General features: G+C 74.5%; 24 protein-coding genes. 8 read left to right on the top strand and 16 right to left on the bottom strand.

The window, feature by feature from the left end:
* Positions 1-172 precede the first annotated feature (172 nt).
* Positions 173-1,798 (top strand): cellulose binding domain-containing protein, encoded by a 1,626-nt coding sequence (locus tag ACFYNO_RS09630; protein ID WP_388008061.1) that lies wholly within the window; start codon positions 173-175, stop codon positions 1,796-1,798.
* Positions 1,799-1,858: 60 nt separating this feature from the next.
* Here ACFYNO_RS09630 and ACFYNO_RS09625 read toward each other — a convergent pair whose 3' ends face one another.
* The 6 genes from ACFYNO_RS09625 to ACFYNO_RS09600 form a co-directional block, all read right to left on the bottom strand.
* The gene (locus ACFYNO_RS09625) at positions 1,859-3,319 is read right to left on the bottom strand and encodes a GuaB1 family IMP dehydrogenase-related protein (protein ID WP_388008058.1); all 1,461 of its coding nucleotides are present in this window, start codon (positions 3,317-3,319) and stop codon (positions 1,859-1,861) included.
* Between the two features lie 394 nt (positions 3,320-3,713).
* Entirely contained in the window at positions 3,714-4,130 is a 417-nt protein-coding gene (locus ACFYNO_RS09620; RefSeq protein WP_388008055.1) for a hypothetical protein, read from the bottom strand.
* A 103-nt stretch (positions 4,131-4,233) separates the two neighbouring features.
* Positions 4,234-4,632 (bottom strand): DUF2267 domain-containing protein, encoded by a 399-nt coding sequence (locus ACFYNO_RS09615; RefSeq protein WP_388008052.1) that lies wholly within the window; start codon positions 4,630-4,632, stop codon positions 4,234-4,236.
* A gap of 43 nt (positions 4,633-4,675) precedes the next feature.
* Positions 4,676-5,080, bottom strand: a complete 405-nt coding sequence (locus tag ACFYNO_RS09610; RefSeq protein ID WP_388008049.1) for a DUF2267 domain-containing protein — start codon at positions 5,078-5,080, stop codon at positions 4,676-4,678.
* A gap of 41 nt (positions 5,081-5,121) precedes the next feature.
* Positions 5,122-5,415 carry an STAS domain-containing protein gene (locus ACFYNO_RS09605; protein ID WP_388008046.1) on the bottom strand — a complete coding sequence of 98 codons (294 nt, stop codon included), beginning with the start codon at positions 5,413-5,415 and terminating at the stop codon, positions 5,122-5,124.
* A 126-nt stretch (positions 5,416-5,541) separates the two neighbouring features.
* A complete protein-coding gene (locus ACFYNO_RS09600) occupies positions 5,542-5,976 on the bottom strand; it encodes an Hsp20/alpha crystallin family protein (RefSeq protein WP_388008043.1) in 435 nt (144 codons plus the stop codon).
* 110 nt (positions 5,977-6,086) lie between these two features.
* Here ACFYNO_RS09600 and ACFYNO_RS09595 point away from each other — a divergent pair, with 110 nt between their 5' ends.
* From ACFYNO_RS09595 to ACFYNO_RS09580, 4 genes are all read left to right on the top strand, one after another.
* Positions 6,087-6,773, top strand: a complete 687-nt coding sequence (locus ACFYNO_RS09595; RefSeq protein WP_388008040.1) for a hypothetical protein — start codon at positions 6,087-6,089, stop codon at positions 6,771-6,773.
* Positions 6,754-7,077, top strand: coding sequence for a hypothetical protein (locus tag ACFYNO_RS09590; protein WP_388008372.1), 324 nt, complete (start codon positions 6,754-6,756; stop codon positions 7,075-7,077). Before ACFYNO_RS09595 ends, ACFYNO_RS09590 begins: the two co-directional genes overlap by 20 nt.
* Before the next feature lie 118 nt (positions 7,078-7,195).
* Positions 7,196-7,591, top strand: coding sequence for an SsgA family sporulation/cell division regulator (locus tag ACFYNO_RS09585; RefSeq protein WP_388008037.1), 396 nt, complete (start codon positions 7,196-7,198; stop codon positions 7,589-7,591).
* A gap of 272 nt (positions 7,592-7,863) precedes the next feature.
* Positions 7,864-9,357, top strand: coding sequence for an MFS transporter (locus ACFYNO_RS09580; RefSeq protein ID WP_388008034.1), 1,494 nt, complete (start codon positions 7,864-7,866; stop codon positions 9,355-9,357).
* Between the two features lie 116 nt (positions 9,358-9,473).
* On the opposite strand, the gene ACFYNO_RS09575 is transcribed toward ACFYNO_RS09580, so the two are convergent.
* The 4 genes from ACFYNO_RS09575 to ACFYNO_RS09560 form a co-directional block, all read right to left on the bottom strand.
* Positions 9,474-9,668, bottom strand: a complete 195-nt coding sequence (locus tag ACFYNO_RS09575) for a hypothetical protein (RefSeq protein WP_388008031.1) — start codon at positions 9,666-9,668, stop codon at positions 9,474-9,476.
* Positions 9,595-12,369, bottom strand: coding sequence for a type 2 lanthipeptide synthetase LanM (lanM, locus tag ACFYNO_RS09570; protein ID WP_388008028.1), 2,775 nt, complete (start codon positions 12,367-12,369; stop codon positions 9,595-9,597). The genes ACFYNO_RS09575 and lanM overlap by 74 nt, the downstream gene beginning before the upstream one ends.
* Before the next feature lie 62 nt (positions 12,370-12,431).
* Positions 12,432-15,395 (bottom strand): ATP-binding protein, encoded by a 2,964-nt coding sequence (locus tag ACFYNO_RS09565; protein WP_388008025.1) that lies wholly within the window; start codon positions 15,393-15,395, stop codon positions 12,432-12,434.
* A 46-nt stretch (positions 15,396-15,441) separates the two neighbouring features.
* Complete coding sequence (locus ACFYNO_RS09560; RefSeq protein WP_388008022.1) at positions 15,442-16,008, bottom strand: flavoprotein; 567 nt, start codon at positions 16,006-16,008, stop codon at positions 15,442-15,444.
* Positions 16,009-16,383: 375 nt separating this feature from the next.
* On the opposite strand from ACFYNO_RS09560, the gene ACFYNO_RS09555 reads away from it, so the two are divergent.
* The 3 genes from ACFYNO_RS09555 to ACFYNO_RS09545 are packed head-to-tail and all read left to right on the top strand — an operon-like array spanning position 16,384 to position 20,204.
* On the top strand, positions 16,384-17,529 hold the full coding sequence (locus ACFYNO_RS09555) for a hypothetical protein (protein ID WP_388008019.1): 1,146 nt from the start codon (positions 16,384-16,386) through the stop codon (positions 17,527-17,529).
* Positions 17,530-17,559: 30 nt separating this feature from the next.
* A complete protein-coding gene (locus ACFYNO_RS09550) occupies positions 17,560-19,695 on the top strand; it encodes a tetratricopeptide repeat protein (protein WP_388008016.1) in 2,136 nt (711 codons plus the stop codon).
* On the top strand, positions 19,692-20,204 hold the full coding sequence (locus ACFYNO_RS09545) for a flavin reductase family protein (protein ID WP_388008013.1): 513 nt from the start codon (positions 19,692-19,694) through the stop codon (positions 20,202-20,204). Before ACFYNO_RS09550 ends, ACFYNO_RS09545 begins: the two co-directional genes overlap by 4 nt.
* Positions 20,205-20,219: 15 nt before the next feature.
* Here the strand turns inward: ACFYNO_RS09545 and ACFYNO_RS09540 are convergent, their stop codons facing one another.
* The 6 genes from ACFYNO_RS09540 to ACFYNO_RS09515 all read right to left on the bottom strand — a co-directional run bounded on the left by ACFYNO_RS09540 (position 20,220) and on the right by ACFYNO_RS09515 (position 25,235).
* On the bottom strand, positions 20,220-20,696 hold the full coding sequence (locus ACFYNO_RS09540; protein WP_388008010.1) for a type II toxin-antitoxin system RatA family toxin: 477 nt from the start codon (positions 20,694-20,696) through the stop codon (positions 20,220-20,222).
* Between the two features lie 95 nt (positions 20,697-20,791).
* On the bottom strand, positions 20,792-21,922 hold the full coding sequence (locus tag ACFYNO_RS09535) for an acyl-CoA dehydrogenase family protein (RefSeq protein ID WP_388008007.1): 1,131 nt from the start codon (positions 21,920-21,922) through the stop codon (positions 20,792-20,794).
* Positions 21,909-22,823: an alpha/beta fold hydrolase gene (locus ACFYNO_RS09530; protein ID WP_388008004.1), complete on the bottom strand. Its 915-nt coding sequence runs from the start codon at positions 22,821-22,823 to the stop codon at positions 21,909-21,911. Before ACFYNO_RS09530 ends, ACFYNO_RS09535 begins: the two co-directional genes overlap by 14 nt.
* The gene (locus tag ACFYNO_RS09525) at positions 22,820-23,782 is read right to left on the bottom strand and encodes a VlmB-like protein (RefSeq protein ID WP_388008001.1); all 963 of its coding nucleotides are present in this window, start codon (positions 23,780-23,782) and stop codon (positions 22,820-22,822) included. Before ACFYNO_RS09525 ends, ACFYNO_RS09530 begins: the two co-directional genes overlap by 4 nt.
* A 23-nt stretch (positions 23,783-23,805) precedes the next feature.
* Positions 23,806-24,783, bottom strand: a complete 978-nt coding sequence (locus ACFYNO_RS09520; protein ID WP_388007998.1) for a bifunctional lysylphosphatidylglycerol flippase/synthetase MprF — start codon at positions 24,781-24,783, stop codon at positions 23,806-23,808.
* Positions 24,780-25,235 (bottom strand): hypothetical protein, encoded by a 456-nt coding sequence (locus ACFYNO_RS09515; RefSeq protein WP_388007995.1) that lies wholly within the window; start codon positions 25,233-25,235, stop codon positions 24,780-24,782. The genes ACFYNO_RS09520 and ACFYNO_RS09515 overlap by 4 nt, the downstream gene beginning before the upstream one ends.
* Between the last annotated feature and the right edge of the window lie 21 nt (positions 25,236-25,256).

The following is a 25,256-nucleotide window of genomic DNA, read 5'->3' as shown; positions in this document are numbered from 1 at the left end:
CCCGCCGACCCTTGTGCCGCCCTTGTGATGACCGGAAATCAGGTCCGCTTAAGGGTCGGTGTATTGACGCACCACATTGGTCTCTACCAATGTGGTGATGCCGCGGCACACCCCCACACTGTCCCTGGCAGCGTGCCCCCGCGCGCCGCCCCATGCCAAGGAGGACCCGCCCATGAGGCGCGTCACCCTGCCCGCCTTCGTGACCACCGCCCTGCTGGCGGGCGCCGTCCTGCCGCTCGGCCTGCCGGCCGCCGCCCAGGCCGACGCCGGCGTCTCCGGGCTGGTCGCCATCGCCACCTCGCCGCAGAGCTGGTCCACCGGCTTCGAGGTCGACTACACGGTCACCAACCACACCAACGCCACCGTGAACTCCTGGTCGATCACCTTCGACCTGCCGGCCGGCGAGACCGCCGGCAGCGCCTGGAACGGCACCATGACCGTGAACAACGGCCACTACACCATCACCTCGCCGAGCTGGGCCGCGCCGCTGGCCCCCGGCGCCTCGGCCCCGGTGGTCGGCTTCGACGTCAGCACCACCGGCCCGCAGGGCCTGCCGGTCAACTGCCTGATCAACAACAAGTCCTGTGCCGGCGCCCCGGTGGACACCAGCGCGCCCACCGTGCCGGCCGGCGTGGCCGTCTCCGGCACCGGCCCGGACGCCGTCTCGCTGCGCTGGAACGCCTCCACCGACAACGTCGGGGTGACCGGTTACCGGGTCTACGAGGGCGGCACCGTGGTCGCCTCGACCACCACGGGCACCTCGGCCACCGTCTACGGCCTGCTCGCGGGCAGCAGCCACACCTTCACCGTGACCGCCTACGACGACGCGGGCAACGAGTCCGCCAAGTCCGCCGCCGTGACCGGCGTGGCCGGCAGCGGCGGCACCGCCGGGGTGGCCGCGCCCTTCGTGGACCTGGGCGCCTACCCGACCCCGAGCCTGACCCAGATCGCCGCCGCGACCGGGCTGAAGCAGTTCTCGCTCGGCTTCATCGTCAACGGCACCACCGCCTGCACCGCCAGCTGGTTCAACGCCTACGACCCGGGCACCGCCTGGAACAAGGCCGACTTCGACGCCTTCCGGGCCACCGGCGGCGACATCCGCCCGTCCTTCGGCGGCGCCAACGGCACCGAGCTGGCCCAGTCCTGCACCGACGTGCCGAGCCTGACCGCGCAGTACCAGAAGGTCGTCGACGCCTACAACCTGGACCGGATCGACTTCGACATCGAGGGCTCCGCGGTCTCCGACCACGCCTCGATCGACCGCCGCTCGGCCGCGATCGCCGCCGTCCAGGCCGCCCAGCGGGCCAAGGGCCGCGACCTCAAGGTCACCCTGACCCTGCCGGTGCTGCCCAGCGGCCTGACCACCGACGGCGTCTACGTGCTGCAGTCGGCCAAGGCGGCCGGCGTCGGCGTCGACGCGGTCAACGTGATGGCGATGGACTTCGGCGACACCGAGGCCCCCAACCCGTCCGGCAGGATGGGCGCCTACGCGATCCAGTCGGCGCAGTCCACCCGGGCGCAGATCGCCTCGGTCTGGACCAGCCTGACCACCGCGCAGACCTGGGCGATGGTCGGCGTCACCCCGATGCTGGGCCAGAACGACAACGCCAGCGAGGTGTTCGGCATCTCCGACGCCCAGCAGCTGCTCGCCTTCGCCCAGCAGAACCACCTCGGCGAGCTCTCCTTCTGGGAGGTCACCCGGGACGGCAACGCCTGCACCGGTGCGCTCTTCAAGTGCACCAACATCAGCCAGACCCCGTACCAGTTCTCCAAGATGTGGGCCGGCTACACGGGCTGACGCCCCGTCACACGACTGAGCCCCCGGCCGCCACGCGGCCGGGGGCTCAGCCCTTCTCCCCTACCAGCTGGAGTGCAGCGGCTTGCCCTCCGCGTACCCGGCCGCGCTCTGCACGCCGACGATCGCCTTCTGGTGGAACTCCTCCAGGGTGTTGGCGCCCGCGTAGGTGCAGGAGCTGCGCACGCCCGCGATGATCGAGTCGATCAGGTCCTCCACACCCGGGCGGGCCGGGTCGATGAACATCCGGGAGGTGGAGATGCCCTCCTCGAACAGCGCCTTGCGGGCCCGGTCGTAGGCCGACTCCTCGGCGGTCCGGTTGCGCACCGCGCGGGCCGAGGCCATGCCGAAGCTCTCCTTGTACTGCCGCCCGTCGGGCGCGGTCTGCAGGTCGCCGGGCGACTCGTAGGTGCCGGCGAACCAGGAGCCGATCATCACGTTGGACGCACCGGCGGCCAGCGCCATCGCCACGTCCCGCGGGTGCCGCACCCCGCCGTCGGCCCAGACGTGCTTGCCCAGCCGGCGCGCCTCGGCGGCGCACTCCAGCACGGCGGAGAACTGCGGCCGGCCGACGCCGGTCATCATCCGGGTGGTGCACATCGCGCCCGGGCCGACCCCGACCTTGAGGATGTCCGCGCCGGCCTCCACCAGGTCGCGCACCCCGGCGGCGGAGACCACGTTGCCCGCCACGATCGGGATCTGCGGGTCCAGACCGCGCACCGCGCGCAGCGCGCTGATCATGCTCTCCTGGTGCCCGTGCGCGGTGTCCACCACCAGCACGTCGGCCCCGGCCTCGATCAGCGCCTTGGCCTTGCCGGCCACGTCGCCGTTGATCCCCACGGTCGCCGCGATCCGCAGCTTGCCCGCGCCGTCCACGGCGGGCGTGTACAGGGTGGCCCGCAGCGCGCCCTTGCGGGTCAGGATGCCGACCAGCTTGCCGTCCGCGTCCACCACCGGCGCCAGCTTGCGGTGCCCCTCGCTCAGCCGCTCGAAGGCGGCCCGCGGGTCCACGCCCTCCTCCAGCAGCAGCAGGTCCCGCGACATCACCTGCGACAGGCTGGTGAACCGGTCCACCCCCTGGCAGTCACCCTCGGTCACCACCCCGACGGGCCTGCCGTCCTCGACCACCACCAGCGCCCCGTGCGCCCGCTTCGGCAGCAGCGCCAGCGCATCCGCCACGGTCGCCCCGGGAGTCAGCGTCACCGGCGTGTCGAACACCAGGTGCCGCCCCTTGACCCACCCGATCACCTCGGCGATCACCTCGGTCGGCAGGTCCTGCGGAATCGCCACCAGCCCGCCCCGCCGGGCCACCGTCTCCGCCATCCGCCGCCCCGCGATGGCGGTCATGTTCGCCACCACCAGCGGGATCGTCGTCCCCGTCCCGTCGTTCGACGCGAGGTCCACCCCCTGCCGCGACCCCACGGCGGATCGACTGGGGACCATGAAGACGTCGTCGTACGTCAGGTCGTACGGTCCCGAGTAGCGGTTGTCGATCGTGCCGGTCTGGGGGTTCAGGAAACGCATGTGATCGGACTCTCTGACGTCGGGAGGGTAGACCTCTGGTGCAGTAGGGGGCCGGCCGACCAGGCGTTCTCGGGCGCCCAGCACCCAACCGTCGAGTCTGACTCCTACCCGGATCGAAAGCCAGTTCACACGCGAACGTTGAAGATCCACACAACGAAGATCGTCGGATCGGCTCACCGCGCTGTAGGAACATCCAAAGGAAGCACTGGCGCGGCGGCCGGCAGCGGCACGGTGCCGGACGGCCCCGGTACGGAGGTGCGGCGGGCGCGTCCGGCTGGGCCGCGCCTCGGCCTCGGAACGGATTCGCTGCCTGCCGGCTCCCCGTAACTTCCCTTGCTGGTACGGGACTTCGGACGGCTCCGGGCGGCGGCCCGCGGAGGGGTCGACGGCGGCGTCACGGGATCGCGTTGAGGTGGATCCGGGCTCCCGAGTACAGCTCGAAGGTGGCCCCGCGGCCCACGGCCGGCGGGTTCGGCCGCTGCGAGTACCGGTCCACCGCGCGGATCTCGCCCGGGTCCGCGCGCAACACGGCGGCCACCAGGGCCCCTTCGACGGTCGCCGGGTCGGAGCCGACGGCCGGCAGCGGCTGCTCGGGCAGCCGCTCGCCCAGGGTCGGGGCGGGCTCCGGACGGGAGTAGTCGTCGCCCGGGGTGACGGCCACGACCTGCCACCGCGTGGTGCGGCCGGCCGCCTCGGCCGCGATGCCGTAGGGGTGCGCGGTGTGCCCGGCGGCGGCGAGGGTCCGCGCCGTGATGCCGGGGACGCAGTTGGCGGCCTCGAGGAGCAGGCGCTCGAAGCGTTCGGGTCTCACGGTCCTCAGGTCCCCTCATCGGACGCGGTCCCGGCCGGGCCGGCCCGCTGGGGCGAAGGCCTGCAGGGGCGAAGGCCCGGCCGGGCGGTGGGCAGTGGGCGGTTCAGGCGGCCTGGGCCAGCAGGTCGGCGCGGCCGAACAGCAGGGCGTAACCGCGCGGCAGCGCGGCGAGGAGGCTGTCGACCAGGTCGCTGCCGGTCAGCTCGGCCAGCCCGGCCAGGACCGAGGAGGCGTGCCAACGTGCCTGGCCCAGCGGGATGTTGAGATTGCGTGCGACGGCCTCGACGAATGCCGGGGCGGTGACCGGCCGGGTGAGCGGGATCGGTGCGACGAAGGTGGCCCGGGCGCGGTCGGGCAGGGCCGCGGCGAGGGCGCAGCGCTCCTCGCCGGCGAGCTGGGAGCCGAGGATGCCCAGGACGGCCTCGAGGGCCTGTCGGGCTTCCTCGTCGGTGGCGTACTGGCCGGCGACGCGGACGCTGTGGAGGAGTTGCTGCCAGGTCATGAGGGCCTTCGGTGATCGGGGCCGCGGACGCGGCTCGGGAGGGTCAGGGGCGCCGGCCGGGCTCGGGGCGGCCGACGAGGATGTCGTAGCCGGGCGGGAGTTGGAGCAGGATGCGCTGCATCAGTTCGTCGCCGGCTGCGTCGGCGGCGGTGGACAGGACGGCGCCGACGTCCCAGAGGGCGGTGGCCTCGGTGGCGCCCTCGATCCAGGCCGCGGTGGCGCGCACGAACCGCTCGGGGCTGAGCGGTTCGGCGGCGGGCAGCGGGTTGAGGAGGATCAGGGCCAGGGTTTCGGGCAGCCGGGCCGCGAGGTCGGCGCGGACCTGCCCGAGGAGGTGGGCGCCGAGCAGCGCGAGCACCACGCGCGCCGCCCGCTCCGCCTCCTCCGGGGTGGCGTACTCGCCGCGTTCCCGGACCTGCTCCAGGAAGGCTTCCCATCGAACTGTCACCTCGTGCCTCCCTTCGGGATGCGCGGGCGACCGCTGCCCGCTCAGGGCCGGACGGTCACCCGCGTGCCGAAGCCGGTGAGTTCCAGCAGCCGCCGGACGGCGGGGCCGACGCCGCGCACCGCCAGGGCGACGCCCAGGCGGTCGGCCTGGTTCTGCGCGTGGACGAGGGCCTTCAGGCCCGAGCAGTCCATGAAGTGCACGCCGGACAGGTCGAGCACGACCTGCCGGTGGGTGCGGATCGCTGCGCTGAGCTCGCGGGACAGAGCGGGCGCGGAGTCGAGGTCGAGGTCGCCGTCAGCGGTGACCACGGCGACCGCGGGGTTCCGGTCCGTCATGGCACTTCGCCTGCCTCAGTGGTCCGCTGTGCCGGCCGGCGCGAACGCGGCCTGTCTGCGGTGGGCCGGACCGCCGCGCGCGGCAACGGGGGAGGGAAGCCGCGCGGGGCGGTCCGGCGGGGGCCGTCAGGCCTGGATCTGCCTGCGGTCGCTGCGGTGGCTGATCGCGATCTTCCGGGGCTTGGCCTTCTCGGCGACCGGAATCCTCAGGGTCAGCACGCCGGCGTCGTACTCGGCGCTGATCCCCTCCGGCTCGAGGGTGTCGGACAGCATGACCTGCCGGGAGAAGACGCCGAGCGGGCGCTCGGACAGCTCCCACTTCACGTCCTCGCCCTGGTGGCGGGGACGGCGCTCGGCCTTGACGGTCAGCATGTTCCGCTCGACGTCGATGTCGATCGCCTCGGGGTCCACCCCGGGCAGGTCGAAGCAGACCACGTACTCGTCGCCGACGCGGTAGGCGTCCAGCGGCATCGGCGCCGGACGGGACCAGGTGCCGTTCGTGCCCAGGAACTGCTGGGTCAGGCGGTCCAGTTCGCGGAACGGGTCAGTGCGCATCAGCATTGCGAAACACCTCCAGGACTTGATGGGTGCCAGTGCGCTTCACCTGGAATCCGTTCTAACATGTCATCCATCGGATGACAACTTCCCGAGTCGCCAGGAGAGTGACACTGATGCGCGAGACGCCCGCACGGCCGCCCACCGGACCCGGGGGCGAGGACGGCCCCAGCTCCTTCCTCGCCGCGGCCGCCGCCCTGGCCGAGGTGGCCGACGCCCTGGGCACCGCCGAGACGGCGGTGCGGCCGGCGGACGAACCGCAGCCCCACCCGCAGGACGCCCTGGCCGCCGTCCTGCTGCTGCGCGAGCTGCGCGGCCGACTCGCCGGTTGGGAGGCGACCCTGGTGGAAACCGCGCGCGCCACCGGCGCCACCTGGGCCGACCTCGCCCGGCCCATGGGCGTCGCCAGCCGCCAGGCGGCCGAGAACCGCTACCTGCGCCTGCGCCCCGCCGGCACCGGCGCCGAGCGGGAGAAGAGCACCGGCGCCGAGCGGGTCAAGGCCGTGCGCGACCGCCGGGCCGCGGACCGCACCGTCGACGTCTGGGCACGCGCCAACGCCGCCGACCTGCGCGTCCTCGCTGCCCAGGCCATCGCCCTCACCGGCCTGCCGCCCCGGGGCCGCGCCGCCCAGGCCGCCCTCACCACCGCTCTCGGCGACGCCGACCCGGCCGCCCTGCTCCCACCGCTGGACGAGATCCGCCCCCACCTCGCCGCCGGCCACCCCGATCTGACGGGCCGGCTGGACGCCCTCGCCAACCACACCGACCAACTCCGCCAGGACAGTGACCAACGACGCGCCTGACACCGCCGAAGAGCGCTGGCAGCGGATCCGGCAGCAGCTCGACCGGGTCCGCCGCCGAGTACGCAGCGAGACCGACCCGGCCATCGCCGCCCTGGACGACTGCCTCCGCCGCCTCGATGCCCTCCGCGACGGCCTCGCCCGCGCGCCGGCTGCCCCAGGGCCGGGCGACCAACTCCGCGTACGTGCACAGCCGGTGGCCAGCCAGCCCGCCGGAGCCCTGGTCCACCAGGGCTCCGGCCGCAGCGGGGTGACCGACGCCCCGGGAGTTCCAGTCCCGGCTGGAGCGGCTGGCCCGGCGGAGTAGCGCAGGTGGACGCCTCGGGCCCGCGCGGGGCGGCTAGGGATGAGAACGGCGAGGGCGGGTAGCCGAGCAGGTGCTCTGCCCCGTCCCGCACCCGAATCGCCAGCGAAGGTCGTGCCGAATGCCCGGTTCCACGGAGCGCACCATCATCGTCGCCCTGCCGTACAGCGAGCTCCCCATGGTCCGGATCCCGGCCCAGCTGGAGTACGACACTTCGCTGCCGTACGGGGTGTGCATCACCTTCACTCCGGCCGGGAACCCGGTGCGCTGGTACTTCGGGCGGGACCTGCTCAACGAGGGACGCCTCGTGCCCAGCGGGTGCGGGGACGTCCGGGTCGCCCCCGGCGACGCGGGACGGACCATGATCACCTTGCGTGCCTGGGGGAAGGAGGCGGTGATCGCGGCCCCCACCGAGGACGTGACGGCCTTCCTCGCGGACACCTACGCGCTGGTGCCGGCCGGCGCCGAGTCCCAGCACATCGATGTCGACGAGGTGCTCGAACGCATCCTGCTCTGAGCCTCCGGCTGGGGGTCTCGGGGTGGGGGTCTCCGGGTGGGGGTCTCCGCCGCCGTGGCCCTCGCGGATCCGCATTCCTCAGGGCCGGGTCGGCGTGTCGGGCGCGCCCCGATCGGCTGTGGGCTCCGGACAGCCTGACCTGCCCCCACCGGCCCCGGAGGCGGTTTCCGTCGCGACGGTCGGGGCAGACGCCGGGCCGATGGACGGCGGCTCGGGGGCTGGGCCGGCGGCGGTGCGCCGTGCGCGCAGACGAGTGAGCGGGAGGGTGGCCTATGACGACCACACAGCCGGAATCCACAGTGATCAGGACCGATGTGCCGGCCAGGCTGGACCGGCTGCCGTGGTCCCGCTGGCACTGGCGGATCGTGATCGGCCTGGGGACGGTCTGGATCCTGGACGGCCTCGAGGTCACCATCGTCGGCAACATGGCGAGCCGGCTCGCCGAGCACGGCAGCGGCATCGCAATCAGCACCTCGCAGGTGACCACGGTGGCGGCGGCGCTGTACGTGGCCGGTGCCTGCAGCGGGGCGCTGTTCTTCGGGTGGCTGACCGACCGGCTGGGCAGGAAGCGGCTCTTCATGGTGACCCTGGCGGTCTACCTGGCGGCCACCGCCGTCACCGCCCTGTCCTGGACGGCCTGGTTCTTCTTCCTCTGCCGGTTCTTCACCGGCTTCGGCATCGGCGGCGAGTACGCGGCGATCAACTCGGCGATCGACGAGCTGATCCCGGCCCGGGTCCGCGGCCGGGTCGACCTGGTCATCAACGGCAGCTTCTGGGTCGGCGCGGCGATCGGCGCGTTCGCCTCGATCGCGCTGCTGAACACCGCGCTGTTCGCCACCGACCTCGGCTGGCGGCTGGCCTTCGGCATCGGGGTGGCGCTCGGCCTGGTGATCCTGCTGGTGCGGCGGCACGTGCCGGAGAGCCCGCGCTGGCTCTTCACCCGCGGCCGGGCCGACGAGGCCGAGGCAGTGGTGCGCGAGGCGGAGCGGGAGGTCGAGGAGGAGACCGGCGAGGCGCTGCCCGCGCCCGAGGGCGAGCCCATCGCCATCCGTCCCCGCGCCTCGATCGGCTTCCTGACCATCGCCCGCACGGTGACCCGCCGGTACCCGCGCCGGACCGTGCTCGGACTGGCCCTCTTCGTCGGCCAGGCGTTCCTCTACAACTCGGTCACCTTCGGCTACGCGGTCATCCTCACCACCTTCTTCAAGGTGCCCGCCGGGAACACCGGCTACTACTTCGCGGTGATCGCGGTCGGCAACTTCCTCGGGCCGCTGCTGCTGGGCCGGCTGTTCGACACCGTGGGCCGCAAGCCGATGATCGCCGGGACCTACATCGGCTCGGGCGTGCTGCTCTTCGGCACGGCGTTCCTCTTCCAGCACGGCGAGCTGTCGGCGGCGACCATGACGGCCTGCTGGACGGCGGTGCTCTTCCTCGCCTCGGCCGGCGCCAGCGCGGCCTATCTGACGGTCAGCGAGATCTTCCCGCTGGAGACCCGGGCGCTGTGCATCGCGTTCTTCTACGCGGTCGGCACCGCGATCGGCGGCATCACCGGGCCGCTGCTCTTCAACAGCCTGGTGAGCAGCGGCAAGGTGTCCGACACCACGCTCGCCTTCTGCATCGGCGCCGCGCTGATGACGCTGGCCGGACTGGTCGAGGCCGCGATCGGCGTGCGGGCCGAGCGGCGCAGCCTGGAGTCCCTGGCCGCTCCGCTCAGCATGGTGGACCGCCCCGCCTCCGCCGCCCGGTCGGCTGAATCGCCGGGCTGAGGCGCCTCCTGCCGGGGTGGTCGGCGCGGCTGATCGAGGGTGGCCTTCCGGTGGGCAGCGCGGCGAGCGCTCCGAGCGGCGGCGGCCCCGCACCTGGCTGCCCACCCCGGCGGGCCTCAGAGCACCACGCTCACCACGGTGGTCGGCGCCCCCTGGCTCAGTGCGGCCACCGCGGCCGAGCCGACGGTCAGGCCGGCGAGGATCGCCACCCGCAGCCGGGCCTGGCGGGCCGCGTGGTCAGCCGCCGTGCGGGGCTCGTCGGTCTCCTGCGGCTCGTTGTCCGCAGGGTCGAGCAGTTCGCCGTCCAGCATGGTGATGCCTTTCCTCTCCTTCGACGGGCCTCGGTGCTGCTGCCGCCGGTCGCAGCAGCAGCACCGAGGGGATCCTGGGGCCGAGGCCGAGCCGCAGCAGGCCGTAGCCGATGCCGGCCAGGCCGGTCAGCAGGCCGGGGGTGGGCACCTCGCCGGGGGTGGCGCAGCGGGGGGCGTGCCGGTCGGCGGACCGCAGCAGTCGGGCGGCCTCGGCGGGGGTGGGCGCCATCCGGAGCTCGAGGTACTGCTCCGGCACCGCCCGCTCCCCCAGTGCCCACGCGACGCCCTGGTGACCGTGCAGGAAGCCGGGCCGCTCGGGGCGGGGTCGGCGGTCCGCCAGGGCCCGGACGGTGCGGGCGAGTTCGGCGGCCGCGGGCAGCCGGGTCTGCGCGTGCACGGCCTCGGCCGCGAGCAGGGCGCCGGCCAGGCCGTCGGCGAGGTCCGCGGGGGCGGCCGGGTCGACGGCGGCCGTGCGGAGGGCGGCGAGGCCGGCGGGCAGGGCGGCGGCGAGCTCCGGGGAGTCCAGCAGGGCGGCGAGCCGGGCGGTGGCGTAGCTGATGCCGCCGAGTCCGGAGAAGCCGCCAGGGCCCACGGCGCGGGCGAGTTCGGGGTGGTCGGCCAGGAGGGAGAGCAGCCGTGGGAGGGCTTGGACGGCCTGGGCGGCGGCCTCCTGGTAGCGGGCCGTCCCCGTGAGCCGGCCGAGTTCGGCGAGGAAGAGCGCCGGGCCGGTGTAGCCGTCGCCGAGCGCCATGCCCATCGGCAGCACCGCCCACTGCCCGGCCCCGACCTCCTGCAGGCCGAGCCAGTTCACCCGGTCCGCGCCCCGGCAGGCCCTGGCGAGCAGGTCCTCCCCGATCTCCCGGGCGAGTTGCAGCGCCTCGGTGGCGGGGTCGCCGTCGCGGGCGCCCGGGGGTTCGGCGGCGGGGCGGGCCGGAGCGGGTCGTTCGGTGGCCAGGGCGGCGCGGATCAGCCAGCTCTGCCGGTCGAGGTCGGCCTCGGACATGCCCCGGATCGTCCGGGTGGCGGCCGCCAGCCCGGACTGCTCCAGCAGGAAGGGGAGTTCACGGCCGGTCCAGCTGCGCGGGGTGCGGGCGGCGGGGGTCGTGGTGAAGAGCGGGAGGTCGCCGGCGAGCAGGTCGGCGCGTTCCTGGGGCGCCAGTGCGTGCAGGTGCGGGTGGCCGGTCTCGTCCTGCAGGGCGGCGAAGGCGCGCTCGCGGCCGGCGTGGTCGCGCAGCAGCTCCGGCTCGGTCGCCTCGGCGAGCAGCGTCGCGTAGCTCTGGCTGGGCCGCACCACCAGTCGCATCGTCTCGCCCGCGAAGCGGGACAGCAGCCCCTGCTCGGCGAGCAGTTCATCGGCGTGGGCGGCGACCGTCCGGTAGCCGGCGCGGAACCCGCGCAGCAGCGCGTCGAGTTGGCGGGCCGGGTCGACCTGTCGGCCGGCCGGGACGGGACGGTTGCCGGCGCCCGGCCAGCGGGCCGGGCGGCGGACCAGCCGCATCCGGTCGGTGCCCGGGTCCGCCCAGCCGGGCACCGGGTCCGGCGTCCACTGGCCGGGCCGGCCGCCGAGGGCCGAGAGGTCGAGTGAACCGCCGTCGCCGACGTGCGGATCGGGCAGCACCATGGTCCGCTGCACGGACCCGGCGAGCGCCCGGGCAGCCGGGTCGGCGCCGCCGTCGGTGACGGGCACCCAAGACGGATGGAAGAGCGTCTCCACATCGACCACGACCGGCTGGTCGCGCGCGGCGATCAGGTTCTCGGCGTGGATGTCGACCGCGTTCACCGCGTACAGCAGGGCGAGTTGGGCGCCGAGCCGCTCGTAGAACCGCCCGACCGCGGCCCGCGACCGGCAGCGGACCGGGGCGATGTACTCGGCCCAGCCGTACCCCGCTCGGGGCAGCAACCGGACGGCCCGCGGCGCCAGGTGGGGCTGGTGTCCGCCGAACCAGGCGAGCAGCTCGTTCCACCGGGCGTGCAGGCCGAGCGGGCGCGGCTTGTAGACCAGGCGCCGCCCGCCCTCGAACTCCAGCACGGCGACGGAGCGGCCGGCCGCATGCCGGTCCCCCAGCCCGAAGCGGACCCGGGTCAGCCGACCGGGCCCGCCGCCCGCGAACTGCTGGAACCGCTGCACCTGCTCGCGGTCGGTACGGAACCGCTCCAGCAGTTCGGTGGCGGCGGCCACGGTGTGCAGGCAGCGTTCGGCCAGCAGCCGGGCCAGCACGGGATGCCGGCTCAGCAGTTCGCCCAGGGCGGGCCCGGCGGCGGCCGCGCGCAGGAAGGCGTCGAACCGCTCGCGCCCGTCCTGCCCGGCCAGCGTTCCGGCCCGCCGCGCCTGCCCCAACTCCCGTACCAGCGTGCGCCCGGCCAGCCGCACCAGGCCGTCGGCCAGCCCGCGCCGGGCACCGGCCCACACCACCCGCCGCTCCGGCCCGGCGGGGTTCGCCGCCGCGAACCGGTGGGCGGCGACCCGAAGGAACGGCCGGAGCGGATGCAGCAGTCGGCCCTCGGGCCCCGCGCCGGGCAGCGAGTGGAGCCGCCCGCCGGCCACCGGCCCGGCGAGGCTCACCGCCTCGGCCGCCAACTCGGCCCAGCCCGGCGCCCGTCCGGGCGCCAGGGCGTCCCGCTCGGCCGGCGACAGTGCGGGCAGCCACCAGGCGCCGGACGCCGCGGGCGGCGGACCCGTCCGAGGCGTCTGCACCGTCACTCCACAATCGTGACACACCATCACCCGCGTCGGCAGGGTGGTGGATCAGACTCCCCGGGGCCCTATCGTGCGGCGAGGAACTCCGCCACGAAGTCGCAGAGATGCGCGCGGGAACCGGAATTGGTCTTGCCGATCAGACTGGCGATGTGCTTCTCGACCGTCCGGGGCGAGATCTGCAGCCGGGCGGCGACGGCCTTGTTACCGACCCGTTCGACCAGCAGCCGGAACACGTCGTACTCCCGCAAGGTGACGCCGAGCGCGAGGAGTTCGGCCGGAATCCGATCCGTGCCGGTGCGGCGCCGCCCGACCGGGGCGCCCAGCGACCGCAGCCGGGACCGGCAGGCGGCGGCGACGGCGTCGGCACCCGACCGGTGGAAGTAGGTCTCGGCCTCGACCAGCCAGTCGCCGGCCTCCCCCCATCCGTCGGTGAGCGCGGCGTCGGCGACCAGGCGCAGGCCCAGGTGACGGGCCGTCGGGAAGACCGCCGCGTCGGCCTGCGCGGTGCGGCACGCGGCCGCCGCCTCGGCCCCTCGGCCGTCCCGGCCGAGCAGCACCGCCCGGGCCAGGCCGACGAACTGCCGGTTCCACCGCATCCGGCCGGCCTGGCCGGCGGCGATCCGGTCGACCTCGGCCCGGTCGGCCCGCCCGGCGAGTGCCGACAGCAACAGCACCAGCCCGTGGCTGCCGGCCAGGTGGAAGTAGTTCTCCTCGTCCGGCGGGACGGCGGCGGCCAGCCGCGCGGCCAGCTCCGCCGCCTGCTCGTGGTCCTCCTCCAGCAGTGCGCAGAACAGCTCGGCGAGGCCGAGCACCAGCGGTGCCTCCCGCGACTCCTCCCCGCCGCCGCTGCGGAACCGGGCCAGCGCCGCCCGCAGTTGGGGCCGGCGGGCCCGGTGGGCGGCGGCCACCGCGCTCACCATCAGGGCGTACCGGGTCACCGAGTGCAGCTGCAGGCGCTCGGTCTCGGCGATCGAGCCGTCCAGCAGCGCGGTGGCCCGGTCGAAGTCGGCCCGCAGCACCGCGTCGAGCGCCAGCATCGCCCCGACGTTGTGCGCCAGGCTGACGCACCCGGTGCGCGTCGCCTCGTGGTGGGCGTGCTGCAGCCCGTCCGGATCGGCCTCGGCCAGCCAGGCGTTGCTGCCCAGGCCGATCAACCCGTGGTTGTGCCAGCTCACCTGGCGGCTCTCGGCGGCCAGCCGCAGCGTGCGGCGGAAGCACCGGTCGGATTCGGCCAGCGAGCGCCCCCGGGTCGCGAAACCCATCGCGTACCAGGCCTGGCAGGCCAGGGTGTGGTCGCCGCGCTGTTCCGCGCCCTCGATCGCCCGGCGGGCCAGCTGCTCGCTGCGGGCGATCCGGCCCTGCTCCGCCGTCGACACCGCCAGGTAGGCCTCGACCACGTCGATCCCCGCGGTCTCCCGCGCGCCCGCGCCCTCGGGCAGCAGCGCCCGGGCCGCGCGGACCTGTGCCAGCCCCGCGTCCCACTGCCCGGCCACCTGCGCCGCCCAGGCGAGCCGCACGTGCAGTTCCACCCGGCGTCCCGGATCGGCCTCCACATCGGCCCGGCGCAGCTGCTGCGCCACCTCGGTGGCCCGGTCGAGCCGGCCGTCGTCCGCCAGGGCGAACAGCAGGGTCTCCAGCAACTCCCTTCGCACGCCCGCCGGTACGGCGTCGTCGGGCGGGAGGAGGGGCGATCCGTCGACGGGCCCCAGGGCCGAGCGGGCCTCGTGCAGCACCGCGATCGCCGTGCCGGGCCCGTGGCCGGCCAGGGCCCGCCGGGCCACCTCCAGGTAGCCGAGGGCGGCGGCCCGGCGGTCCCCCGCCTGCCCGTGCAGCCGGGCGGCCAACAGGCACCAGGTGCCGGGCAGGCCCGGGTTGAGCTCGTACATGGCGGCCACCGCCCGGGCGGCGAGCTCGGCCCGGTCGGCCGGGGTGAGCCGGTCGAGCAAGGCCTCCTGGGTCAGCGGGTGTTCGAAGGCGTACCAGTCCGGCCCGCGCTCGTCGTCCGGCACCAGCAGGCCGTCGACGACGGCGGCGCGCAGCGAGCCGGCCAGGTCGTGCTCCTCCGGCAGGGTGCAGCGCCGCGCCACCGAGAGCGGGAAGCTGCGGCCCAGCACGGCGGCGGCCGACAGCAGCCGCAGCGTCTGCGCGCCGAGCCGCTCGGCCCGCTGCTCGACCGCCCGGACCAGGGTGAACGGGATGACCGCGCGGCTGGTGCCGACCAGCCGCCACCGGCCCTCGGTCCGGACCAGCCGGCCCTCGGCGCGCATGCCGCGGATCAACTCGGCGGCGGTGAAGGGGATTCCGCTGCTGTCGGCGAGCACCCGGCCGGACACCTCCGCGGGCAGTTCGGCCGGCGGGCAGCCGAGGCAGCTCGCCGTCAGCAGGTGCACCTGGGCGGCCTCCAGCCGGCCGAGCCGCAGCAGGCCGGCCTCCCCGCGCTGGGCCAGCGTGTCGGCGAGCTCGTGGGCGGCGCCCGGCGTGTCCCGCAGGGTGGCGATGACGGCGACCGGCAGCAGGGCCAGGTTGGCCGCCAGGTACTCCAGCACCGCCAGCGTCTCGGGGTCCGCGTCGTGCAGGTCGTCGATGACGAGCAGGCAGCCGCGCTCCCGGCCGCAGGCGGCGGCCAGCCGGAGCACGGCCTCGGCCAGCACGATCGGCGACCGGTCGTAGGCGTCCCCGGTCGCCCACTCGGGCACCAGCCGGCCCAGCACGGGCAGGTACGGGCCGAGCGCGCCGATGGGCGGCGCGCCGCCGGCCCGGGTGAGGGAGAGCAGCGCCTCGGTGAGCGACCGGTACGGCACGGCCGGGCCGGTGGCGACGCAGCGGCCCTTGAGCACCGTCATCCCGGTCTCCCGGGCCAGTGCGACCGCCTCGGCGGCCAGTCTGGTCTTCCCGATCCCCGGCTCTCCGGTCACGCAGACCGTGCCGCCCCGGGACTGCCGCGCGTCGTGCAGGGCGCGGCCCAGCAGGTCGAGTTCGTCCTCGCGTCCGACGAGTCCACCGGACCGGTCCGCGCGCGGTTCCGTCATCGTGATCCCCTCCGGTCTGCCCGATCCGGTCCGTCCGCTGTGCACCCTATGCCGACTCCTCGCCTCCGTTGAGGGCGTCCTCCAGCCACTTCACGATGGTCTCGGCGGCCTCGTCGGGCATCGGCATGCCGGGCCCGACGCCGTTCTCCCGCTGCCACAGCACGAACATCTCGCGCTCGACCGGTTCGACCACGGTGTGGCCGTCGGCGCGCAGCGTGCTGACGTGGCGTCGGGTCACCGGCTTGTGCCACATCGAGCCGTTCATGTTCGGGAAGAAGAGCGCGGGCCGCTCGTGGGCCAGCAGGGCCGTCTGGGCCGGGGTGCCGGCCAGCCCGAGCGCCGCCGCGGCCAGCGTGTGGGCGGTGGCGGGCAGCACCACCAGGCCGAGCGAGCGGTGCGCCAGTTCGGTGGGGTTGAGGGCCGGGTCGTCGGCCGCGAACACCTCGTCCGCGTGCCAGGCCACGACCTGGGGGTGGACGAAGCGCGCGGCGCTCGCGGTCAGCAGGACCCGCAGCGGCAGGTCGACCTCCTGGCGGAGGAAGACCAGGTAGTTCGGCAGGTCCTTGGCCGCGACCGAGCCGCAGGCGATCACGGTGAGGGCGTCATCTCGCATGGCATGGATGGTGTCCGAGCCCGGCCGGGCCGCGGTATGGGGAGCGGGCCCCCGTTTTCCGTCCCGGGCGGCGGCGGGAAGACGGGGAGCGACTACCCATGCCCGCCCGGCGGGTGGCATGCCACCGTCGGAACCGCCGATCCACCACCGGGGTGGAGCGGCGCCAACTCACCTCTTCATTCAGGGAGTCGAACCATGAAGAAGATCACCGTGCGCAAGACCGGTGCCATCAAGCTGACCTCGCCGGCGCTCTACGTCATCGTGATCGGCATCTGCTGATCCGGTGACGCCCCGGGCCTGCGCGCCGCAGCGCGCAGGCCCGGTCCGCCGCACCGCACCCGTCCGAGAGGCCCGCACCGCTCCGAGGGAGAGACCATGGCGACCGCCGACCTCGCGTTCCACCCCCTCACCTTCGTCACCGAACGCGACGGCACCCTGGTGGGCCGGCCCGACACCGGCTCCTACGCGCTGCTGCCGGAGGACGGCGCGGCGCTGCTGCGGCGCCTGGCCGACGGCATGCCGCTCGCCGAGGCCGCCGCCTGGTACGACGCGGCCTACGGGGAGCCGGTCGACCTGGCCGACTTCGTCGAGTCCATGCGCGACCTCGGCTTCGTCCGGGAGGCCGGCGCCGCCGCCGAGCCCCGTCCGGTGCGCCTCCAGGCCTGGGGGCGCGCCCTGTTCTCACCGCTCGGCTGGCTCTGCTACGCGCTGATCACCGCCCTGGCGATCGCGGCGATGACCGGCGAGCCCCGGCTGCGGCCGCACGCCCGCAACCTGTTCTTCGTCCCCTCCCTGGTCGCGGTGGAGCTGACCCTCGCCATGCTGCAGCTGCCGCTGACGCTCTGGCACGAGAGCTGGCACGTGCTGGCCGGCCGCAGGCTCGGCCTGCCGACCGGTCTGGGCATCGGGCGGCGGCTCTACTTCGTGGTCTTCGAGACCCGGCTCAACGCGCTGTTCGGCGTGCGGCCCGGGCAGCGCTACCTGCCCTTCCTGGCCGGGATGCTCGGCGAGGTCGTGCTCTTCGGCATGCTCACCCTCGCGGCGGCCGCCGACTTCGCGACCGGGCCGTCCTGGCTGGGGCGGTTCGCCCTCGCCGCGGCCTACCTGATCCTGCCCCGGCTGGCCTGGCAGTTCCTGGTCTTCCTGCGCACCGACCTCTACTACGTGCTCGCCACCGCCCTGGGCTGCGCCAACCTGCACGAGGTGGGTTCGGCCTACCTGCGGCACCGCCTGGGCCGGGGCGGCTGGGCGGCGGAGCCCTGGTCGGCGCGCGAGCGGGCGCTGGCCCCCTGGTTCGCCCTGCTGACCGCGATCGGCACCGCCGTCCTGCTGGTCGCCGCCGTGTTCACCGTCGTGCTGCCCGCCGTGACCTTCGTCCACCGCCTCACCGACGGCATCGCGCACCGCTCGCTGGGCGACGGCCGGCTCTGGGACGCCGCCACCGCCCTGCTGGTCATCGTCGTGCAGGTCCTCGTGCTGCCCCTGCTGGTCGGCCGCCGGCAGCGCCGCGCCGCCGCCTGACCGGCCCGCGCCCTCACGAAAGGAAGATCCGTGACCTCCCACACCTGGCGCCTCCAGCCCGAAGGCACCGCGCCCGCGGACCGGTACGACGTCCGAGCCGACTGCCACCGGCGGCTGCGCGGACCGTACACCGGCGTGGGCACCCTGCTGCGCGCACTGGTGCCGGACGCCCACCGGGCGCACCCGGAGCTGGTGGCGCACCACGCCGTCGAGATCCTCTCCGCCGCTCCGGAGCTCAAGGAGCTGACCGGCGCCGGGCGGCAGACCCTCACCTCGCTGGCCGTGCCCAACGAGCGCACCCGCCTCTACCCGGCGAAGCGCACCCGCCGGCTCGCCCACGGCATCGTCGAGTTCCTGCACGGCCACGCCCGCGAGCTCGGCCGGCCGCTGGCGCTCTGCTTCGACCGGGTCGACGAGGCCGACCACACCGACCAGGAGTTCCTTGCCATCCTGCTGCGCCGGACCCGGCCCGAGCTGGTGACCGTCACCGTGCACGCCGGCGGCGCCGAACCGGCCCCCGAGCTCGGCACCGCCCTCGCCGCCCACTGCGCCGTCCAGGAACCGCAGGAGCCGCAGGAGCAAGCGGATCCGACGGAGCACCAGTCCACGGCCCAGGCCTACGTCGACTCCGACGGCACCTCCGGGGACCCCGCCGCGCAGGCCGCCTACCACCGCGCCGACCCCGCCGAGCGGGCCCGGCTGCACGACCGGCGGGCGGCCGAGCTGCGCGGCAGCGGCGACTGGAGCCTGCGCCTCGGCGCGATCCCGTACCACCTGGAGCACGGCAGCGACCGGGCGGCTGCCGCCGAGGCCTTCCTCGAAGCCGCCGAGTACCTGGTCTCGATGGGCTTCTACGAGGCGCTGCTCGACCTGGCCGAGCGCGGCACGGCCCTGGTGGACCCGGTCCAGGAGCCCCGCAAGTACTGGGTCTTGGGCACCAAGGTCACCACGGCGCTGGCGGTCCTCGGCCGGCCGGAGCAGGCCGAGCGGCGCTACATCGAGCTGCGCGCCATGTTCCACCAGCCGATGCTGCACATCTTCTCCGGCTACGCCCTCGCCATGCTCTACACGCGCTACTACCCGAGCGGGCAGAAGGACCACCAGCTGGCCAAGGCCCACCTGAACAACGTGCTGGCGATCGCCTCCCTGCTGACGGACCACCACGAGCGGGTCTTCCAGACGGTCTTCAACCGCAACGGCCTGGCCCTGGTGGAGCTGCACCTCGGCAACCTGGCCGAGGCGCTGCGCCTGGTGGACACCGGTCTGGCCGACATCGACCGCGAACTCCCCGCCGAGAAGCACCGGTTGCACCGCTCCGTGCTGGTGCACAACCGCGGCCGGGTGTACGCGGCGCTCGGCCGGCTGGACGAGGCGCTGGCCGACATCAGCACTGTCATCGAGCTGGACCCCAACTACCCGGACTACTACTTCGACCGGGCCGACGTGCGACGCCGGATGGGCGACCTGCCGGGCGCGCTGGCCGACTACAGCGAGGCGATCACCTTCACCGCGCCGTTCTGGGAGCTGCACTACAACCGGGCCGACCTGCGGCTGGAACTCGGCGACCTGGCGGGCGCGATCGCGGACCTGGCGTACGTGCTCGAGCTGGAACCCGAGGAGCTGGACGCCCGGATCAACCTCGCCAGCCTGCTGCGGGAGCAGGAGGACGCGGCGGGCTCGCTCGCCCACATCGAGCAGGGGCTGCGCCACCACCCGGGCAACGCCCGGCTGTTGTGCGCGCGGGGGCTGCTGGCGCTGGACGCCGGTGCCGAGGCGGAGGCGCTGCGCGACTTCGACCTGGCGCTGGCCGCCGAGCCCGACCTGGTGAGCGCGCTGGCCAACCGGGCGGCCCTGGTGCTGGAGGCGGGCGACCACCGCACCGCCGTCGCGGACCTGACCCGGGCGCTGGCGGTGGAGGCCGACAATCCGGACCTGCTCTACAACCGCGGCTACGTCCACCAACAGGCCGGGGACTGGGAGTCGGCGCGCCGCGACTACACCGCAGCGCTGCTGCTGCCCGGCGCCGACCGGGCCGACCTGCTGCGGCAGCGGGCCGAATGCCACCTCGCGCTCGGCGATCCGACGGCCCATCAGGCCGATCTGGCGGAGGCCGAGAAGGCGGACCCGGAAGCGGCATCGGAGTCGGATGGGGTGAGGGTGTCGTGACGGCCCGGCCGGACCCTGGCGCCGTCACCGGACCGGCCCTGCGCAGCGTGCTGCGCCGCTGGGCCACGGGGGTCGCCCTGGTCACCGCCACCGCCCAGGGCCGGCCGACCGGTTGCACCGCCAGCTCCTTCACCTCGATCTCGCTCAGCCCGCCGCTGGTGCTGGTGTCGCTGGACCGCGGCAGCCGCACCCTGGCCGCGATCACCGGCGCGGGCGCCTTCGGCATCAACCTGCTCGGCCGCCACCACCGGGACCTGGCCGAGCGGTTCGCCACCGCACCCGCCGACCGGCGGTTCGACGGGGTCGGCCACCGGCTGGTCCGGGAGGTCCCGGTGGTCGACGGGGCGATGGCGGCCCTGGTGTGCCGGCTGGAGCGCACCGTCGCCGCCGCCGACCACCTGCTCGTGCTGGGGCAGCCCGTCTGGTGCGACCAGCGCGGCACCGCCGACCCCCTGGTGCACTTCGGGAGCCACTACCAGTGCCTGGCGGTGGGAACGCCGAGCGGGTGATCCGCGGCAGCGGCCTCAGGCGACGGCGGCGGTGTCCTGGTGGCTGCTGGTGAGCTCGATCCCCTCCCCCAGCAGGCCGCGCAGGATCCGCCCGATGCTGTCGATCAGGGCGCGCATGGCGACCGGGTTGATGATCGGCTCCAGGCTGGGGATGCCCAGGTCGAACTCGCAGGAGAACAGCACCGCGATCCGGTCACCGGTCGGCCGGACGTCCCAGCTGCCCACGAACCGGGCGAAGTCCCCGGTGAGCTGTTCGAAGGCGATCGTCCGGGCGGCGGCGTCGATCACGTCCCGTTCGGTCCAGCGCAGCACTCCGCCGCGGAAGTTGACCGCCCAGGCGGAGTCGACCGTGCCCGCCCGGTCGGCGGTCACCGTGACCTCGCGCACGGCGTCGGTGTGGTCGGCGTACCGTTCGAAGTCGCGGATGCGGTCGAAGACCTCGTCCGCGTCCCGGCCTGAGAGCAGTCCCTCGACACGTATCGAGCAAGGCATTGCGGGGTCCTTTCCAGAAGGTCGAACGCCAGAGAACGCCAGGAGGGCGCCAGAAGATCGAGTGCCGGAGAGTCCGCCGGGGGCGGCCGGCACGGTCAGCCCAGGACCAGCGGCCCGCCGGCGTAGGCCGTGCAGAGCGCCTGGCCGGACCAGGCGCGCGAGGGCGGGTGGAACTTCAACGCGGCCGTGCAGGCGGCCAGGTACGAGGTCTCGTCGCTGGAGACGTACGACATGCCGCCGAGCGCCTCCAGGCAGCGCGGGACCACCCGGTCGATGGTGTCCTGCGCCGCGAAGCGGACCACCAGGGACTGCAGCAGCTCCGCCTGTCCCACCGGCCCGTCGCCGTCCAGCGGCGCGGCGGCGCCGGCCACGGCGCCCATCGCGGCCTCCAGCTCCACCAGGATCCGGGCCCGCTCGGCGGCATCCGTCCGCTCCCGGGCGAGCACCCGCTCCGCCAGGGCGCTGGCCATGCCCAGGTAGGAGGCCGCCATCATCAGCTCGAACCAGATGAAGCCCACGGTCTGGATCCGGTCCAGGCTGCCGTCCTCGCCCAGTTCGGTGCGGACCACCATCGCCGCCGGCACCCGGACGTCCGCCAGCCGCACCTCGTCGCTCTCGGCGCCGGCGAGCGCGGCGGTGCCCCAGAACGGGTGCACGGAGATGCCGGGGCTGGCGGCCGGGACCAGCGCCACGGCCAACTGCGGTCCGCTGTCGGTGTCCAGCGCCACCGAGGCGGTCAGCAGGTCCATCGAGGCGGACAGGCTGCAGGGCTTCTTGGACCCGTTGAGGACCACGTCCTCGCCGTCCTGCCGGGCCGTGATGGCGGAGGCCAGGATCGACTGCCCCGACCTGCCCTCGGCGAATCCGGAGGCCATCAGCAGCCGCTGGTCGGCGACGGCCTCCAGCAGCATCCACTCCAGGCCCTTGGTCGCCTCGTACGCCTGGATCAGGCCCGCGACCGAGAAGTGGTGCATGGTGGTGGCCACCGCCAGCGAGGGGCTGCGCGAGGCCACCGCCCGCTGCAGCCGGACGGCCTGCACGGCGCCCGCGCCCAGCCCGTGGTGCTCCGCGGGCACCACCAAGCCGGGGCCGCCCGCCTCCTTGAAGAGGGTCAGGGCGGGACCCTGCGGCCGTTCGCGCTCCTTCAGCGGGAGGGCGGCCAGCCGCTCGTCCAGTCCGGGCAGGAACGTCTCCAGGATCTCGCGCTCGGGTTCAAGAAACCGCATCGCCGCCTCCTTCGGGTCCGGGCCGGGGCTTGCCCGCGAGCGTGGTGTCGATCCATCGGCCGATCTCGCCGGCGACCGGACCGGGCCGGGTGGCCCAGCCGGTGTGGCCGAGCGGTTCGGCGTGGTGCCGGCGGGACACCTCGGCGCGCGGCATCAGCGCGCACAGGGCGTCCACCGCGCCGGGCGGGGCCAGCCGGTCGTCGCCGACCGACACCGCCAGCACGGGCAGCCGCAGGTCCGCGATCCCCCGCTCGTAGTCGGTGTCGGCGCCGGCCGGGCGGAACCGGCCGGTGCGGGCCATCCGGGCCCAGTCCGCGACCAGCACCCGGGACTGCCGCCCGGCGAAGCCCAGCAGGTCGCCGGGCCAGTAGCCGCGCAGCCGGGCGACGCCCGCCATCGCTCCGGTGCCCAGCAGCGGGATCAGCGCGGTCAGCCCCGGGTAGCTGCGGAAGTGCGGGGTACCCGAGGCGACCAGCAGGATCCCGGACAGCCCGGCCGGGTTCCCGGCCGCGTACATCAGGCCGAGCTGGCCGCCGATGCTGTGGCCCAGCAGGAACACCGGGCTGCCCGGCGCGCGCCCGCGCAGGGCGTCGAACACGGCGGGGTAGTCGACGGTGGCGAGCTCGTGGTAGCCGTACCGGGCCGAGGAGTCCGGCCGGGGGCGGCTGTCGCCCTGCCCGCGCAGGTCCACGGCCGCCACGCCCAGTCCGTGCCCGGCCAGCGCCCCGGCGAAGCGCCGGTAGAACCGGGCCGGCACACCGAGTGCGGGCCAGAGGACCACCAGCGGGGCTCCGGCCGGACCCGGCCAGTGGAGCACCGCCAGTTCCGCTCCGTCCGGCAGTGCCACCGTCAGCCGCTCGGCCGGGCCGTCCGCCGCCGCCGGCCCCGGCGGACCGCTCACTCGCCGATCCCCATGTAGGCCAGGCGGGCGGTCTGGGTCCGGGCGGACCACTCCAGCGCGGTGCCGATCCGCTCGTCGACGGTGCTGTCCAGCAGGCGGCGGCCCGGCCAGATCTCGTAGTCGCCGACCAGGTCGGCGATCTGCTGGACGCCCTCCTGGAACAGCTCCTCCCGGCGCTGCAGCACGGCGAAAGCCGGCAGCGTGGCCCACAGCTCGTTGCCCCGCCGGAGCACCTCCGCCAGGTGGCCCCGCAGCGAGGGGTCCCGCTCCAGGTGCCGCTTGACGATCTCGCTGCCGACGGTCAGGTGCCGGATCTCGTCGATGCCCGCGCCCCGCTCCACGCTGGCCGCCGCGGGGTCGACGACCTTCCACTTGTGCTCGCTGAGTTCGCCGGTGGGCGCCAGGACGCCCTCGACCAGGATGGTCAGCACCGCCACGCCGGAGACGAACGGGTGCGGCCCGTCCATCACCTCCAGGCCGAACTCCTCCAGCGGGTCCAGCACGTTGCTCCGGTGCTCGCCCGCGTACTTCTCGACCACGTCGTCGAGTTCCGCCGCGGGGACGCCGACCTCCAGCATGTGGGCGCGGAACGCCTGGGCGTGCCGGGCCTCGTCGATCAGCTGGGTGGCGTAGAACTCCATGGACTTGACGTCGGGGGCGTTCTGCACCAGGGAGGTGATGGCCCGGGCGGCCTTGTCCTCGGCGATCGAGCGGAAGGAGAACTCGGAGAGCAGCGCGTCGCGCAGCGGTCCGGGGCGGCGCATGTGCTCGGGTGTCACGGCCTCCGGCCGGTGGCCGTTGACCAGCCCCCGGAGGGTGCCCTGGGCGACGTTGGCGATCCAGTAGTCGAGGTCGCACCGCTCGGGGCTGAGCCGCAGTTCCCGGGCTCCCGCCAGCACGTCGGGGGCGAGGTCCCAGTCGGTCTCGGGTGCGCCGGCGGGGTGCTCTTGCGTCGTCATCCTGTGGTCCTCGTGGTCGTCGGTCAGATGGCGTTGGTGATGCGGAACAGCTGCCAGAGGGAGGACGGCCGGGGTCCGCCCCAAAAGGCCACGTACTCGGGCTCGATCACCTGCGGCGCCCACTTGAGCTTGAACGCCTGCTGGGACCGGGCCGGGTAGACGAAGCTGCCCCGCTCGGCGATCAGCGGCACCATGCGGGCGAGCAGCGGGCTGGCGTTGGCCGGCTCGGTGCCGAGCCCGGCGAACGGGGTCAGCCCCAGGTGGAGCCAGCCCGCCCCCTCCTCGGTGAACGCCTGCAGGGCGGTGTGGTTGATCAGTTCGATGGTGCCGACCGAGGCCTGCGGGGTGCGCCTGGTCAGGTCGTACAGCCACCCCGGGCGGGTGCCGTAGGAGGGCGAGTAGGAGATGTAGCCGATCACGGCCCCGTCCCGCTCGGCCACGAACAGCCGCCGGTGCGGGATGCCGCGGCCGGTGCGTTCGCCCACCAGGAAGGTCATCCGCTTGACGTGCCAGCCCTTGTCGCGCAGCCAGCTGCGGTCGATCTCGTCGAGTTCCGCCGGCGGGTCGGCGGCGGGCACCTCGCGGACCGTGACGCCCTCGCGGCCGGCCCTGGCCATGTTCTGCCGGATCTTGGCCAGCGGCTTGCCCTTCAGCGTGAACCGGGTCAGGTCGATGCTGTAGGAGCTGCCCAACTGGTTGACCGTCCACTCCGGTCCGGCGAACAGGTCCAGGTCCGCGGCCCGGACCTGGGCGGCCACCAGGCGCTGCCGGGCGCCGACCACCCGCTGCCGGAACTCGGCCAGCAGCGCGGCCCGGTGCTCGGCCGGCGCGAACGGCCCGCCGAAGGTGAACACGGTGCCCCCGCGCCGCCGGTAGGCGATGACGCCCGGCACGGACGGGGTGCTGAAGTGCTCCACGCCGTCGTTGTAGGCGAGGAACCCGCTCGGGTGGTCGGCGTAGGCGGCGATGCTCGCCAGCGCGTCGAGCTGAACGGCCGTCATACGGCTTGCACCTCCGCCTGCCGCGCGATGCGGAAGGCCTTCTGCCGGCCGGTCTCGAAGTGCTCGAAGGGCTCGTCCACCGGCTTGGCGTAGTTGCCCAGCAGGCCGCGGTCGCCGAACAGGTGCAGCGGGACGACCAGCAGGGCCCACTCCGGACCCACCAGCCAGGCCCAGAGCAGGATCACCACGCCGGCCGACAGCCAGGTGTGCATGACGTTGTACAGCAGGTGGAAGACCGGGTGGATCCGCCCGTCCTCGGAGAGGCTGTAGGCGATCAGGCCCGGCAGGTAGCCGATCACGTCGATGTAGGCGAACAGCAGGATCGCCGGGCCCCAGCGCACCTCGCCGATGTGCCAGAGGAAGGCGACGGCGGCCACCACCAGGGCGCCCAGGTACTCCGCCCGGGTGGTGCGGTAGTTCTGCCGGTGCCCGAAGGCTTGCTCCGCGCTCATGGTTTCCCTCCGATGCTCGGG

Origin of the sequence: Kitasatospora sp. NPDC006697 (assembly GCF_042869935.1) — a bacterium.
GTDB lineage: Bacteria > Actinomycetota > Actinomycetes > Streptomycetales > Streptomycetaceae > Kitasatospora.
This window is presented reverse-complemented; position numbering and strand designations above follow the sequence as displayed.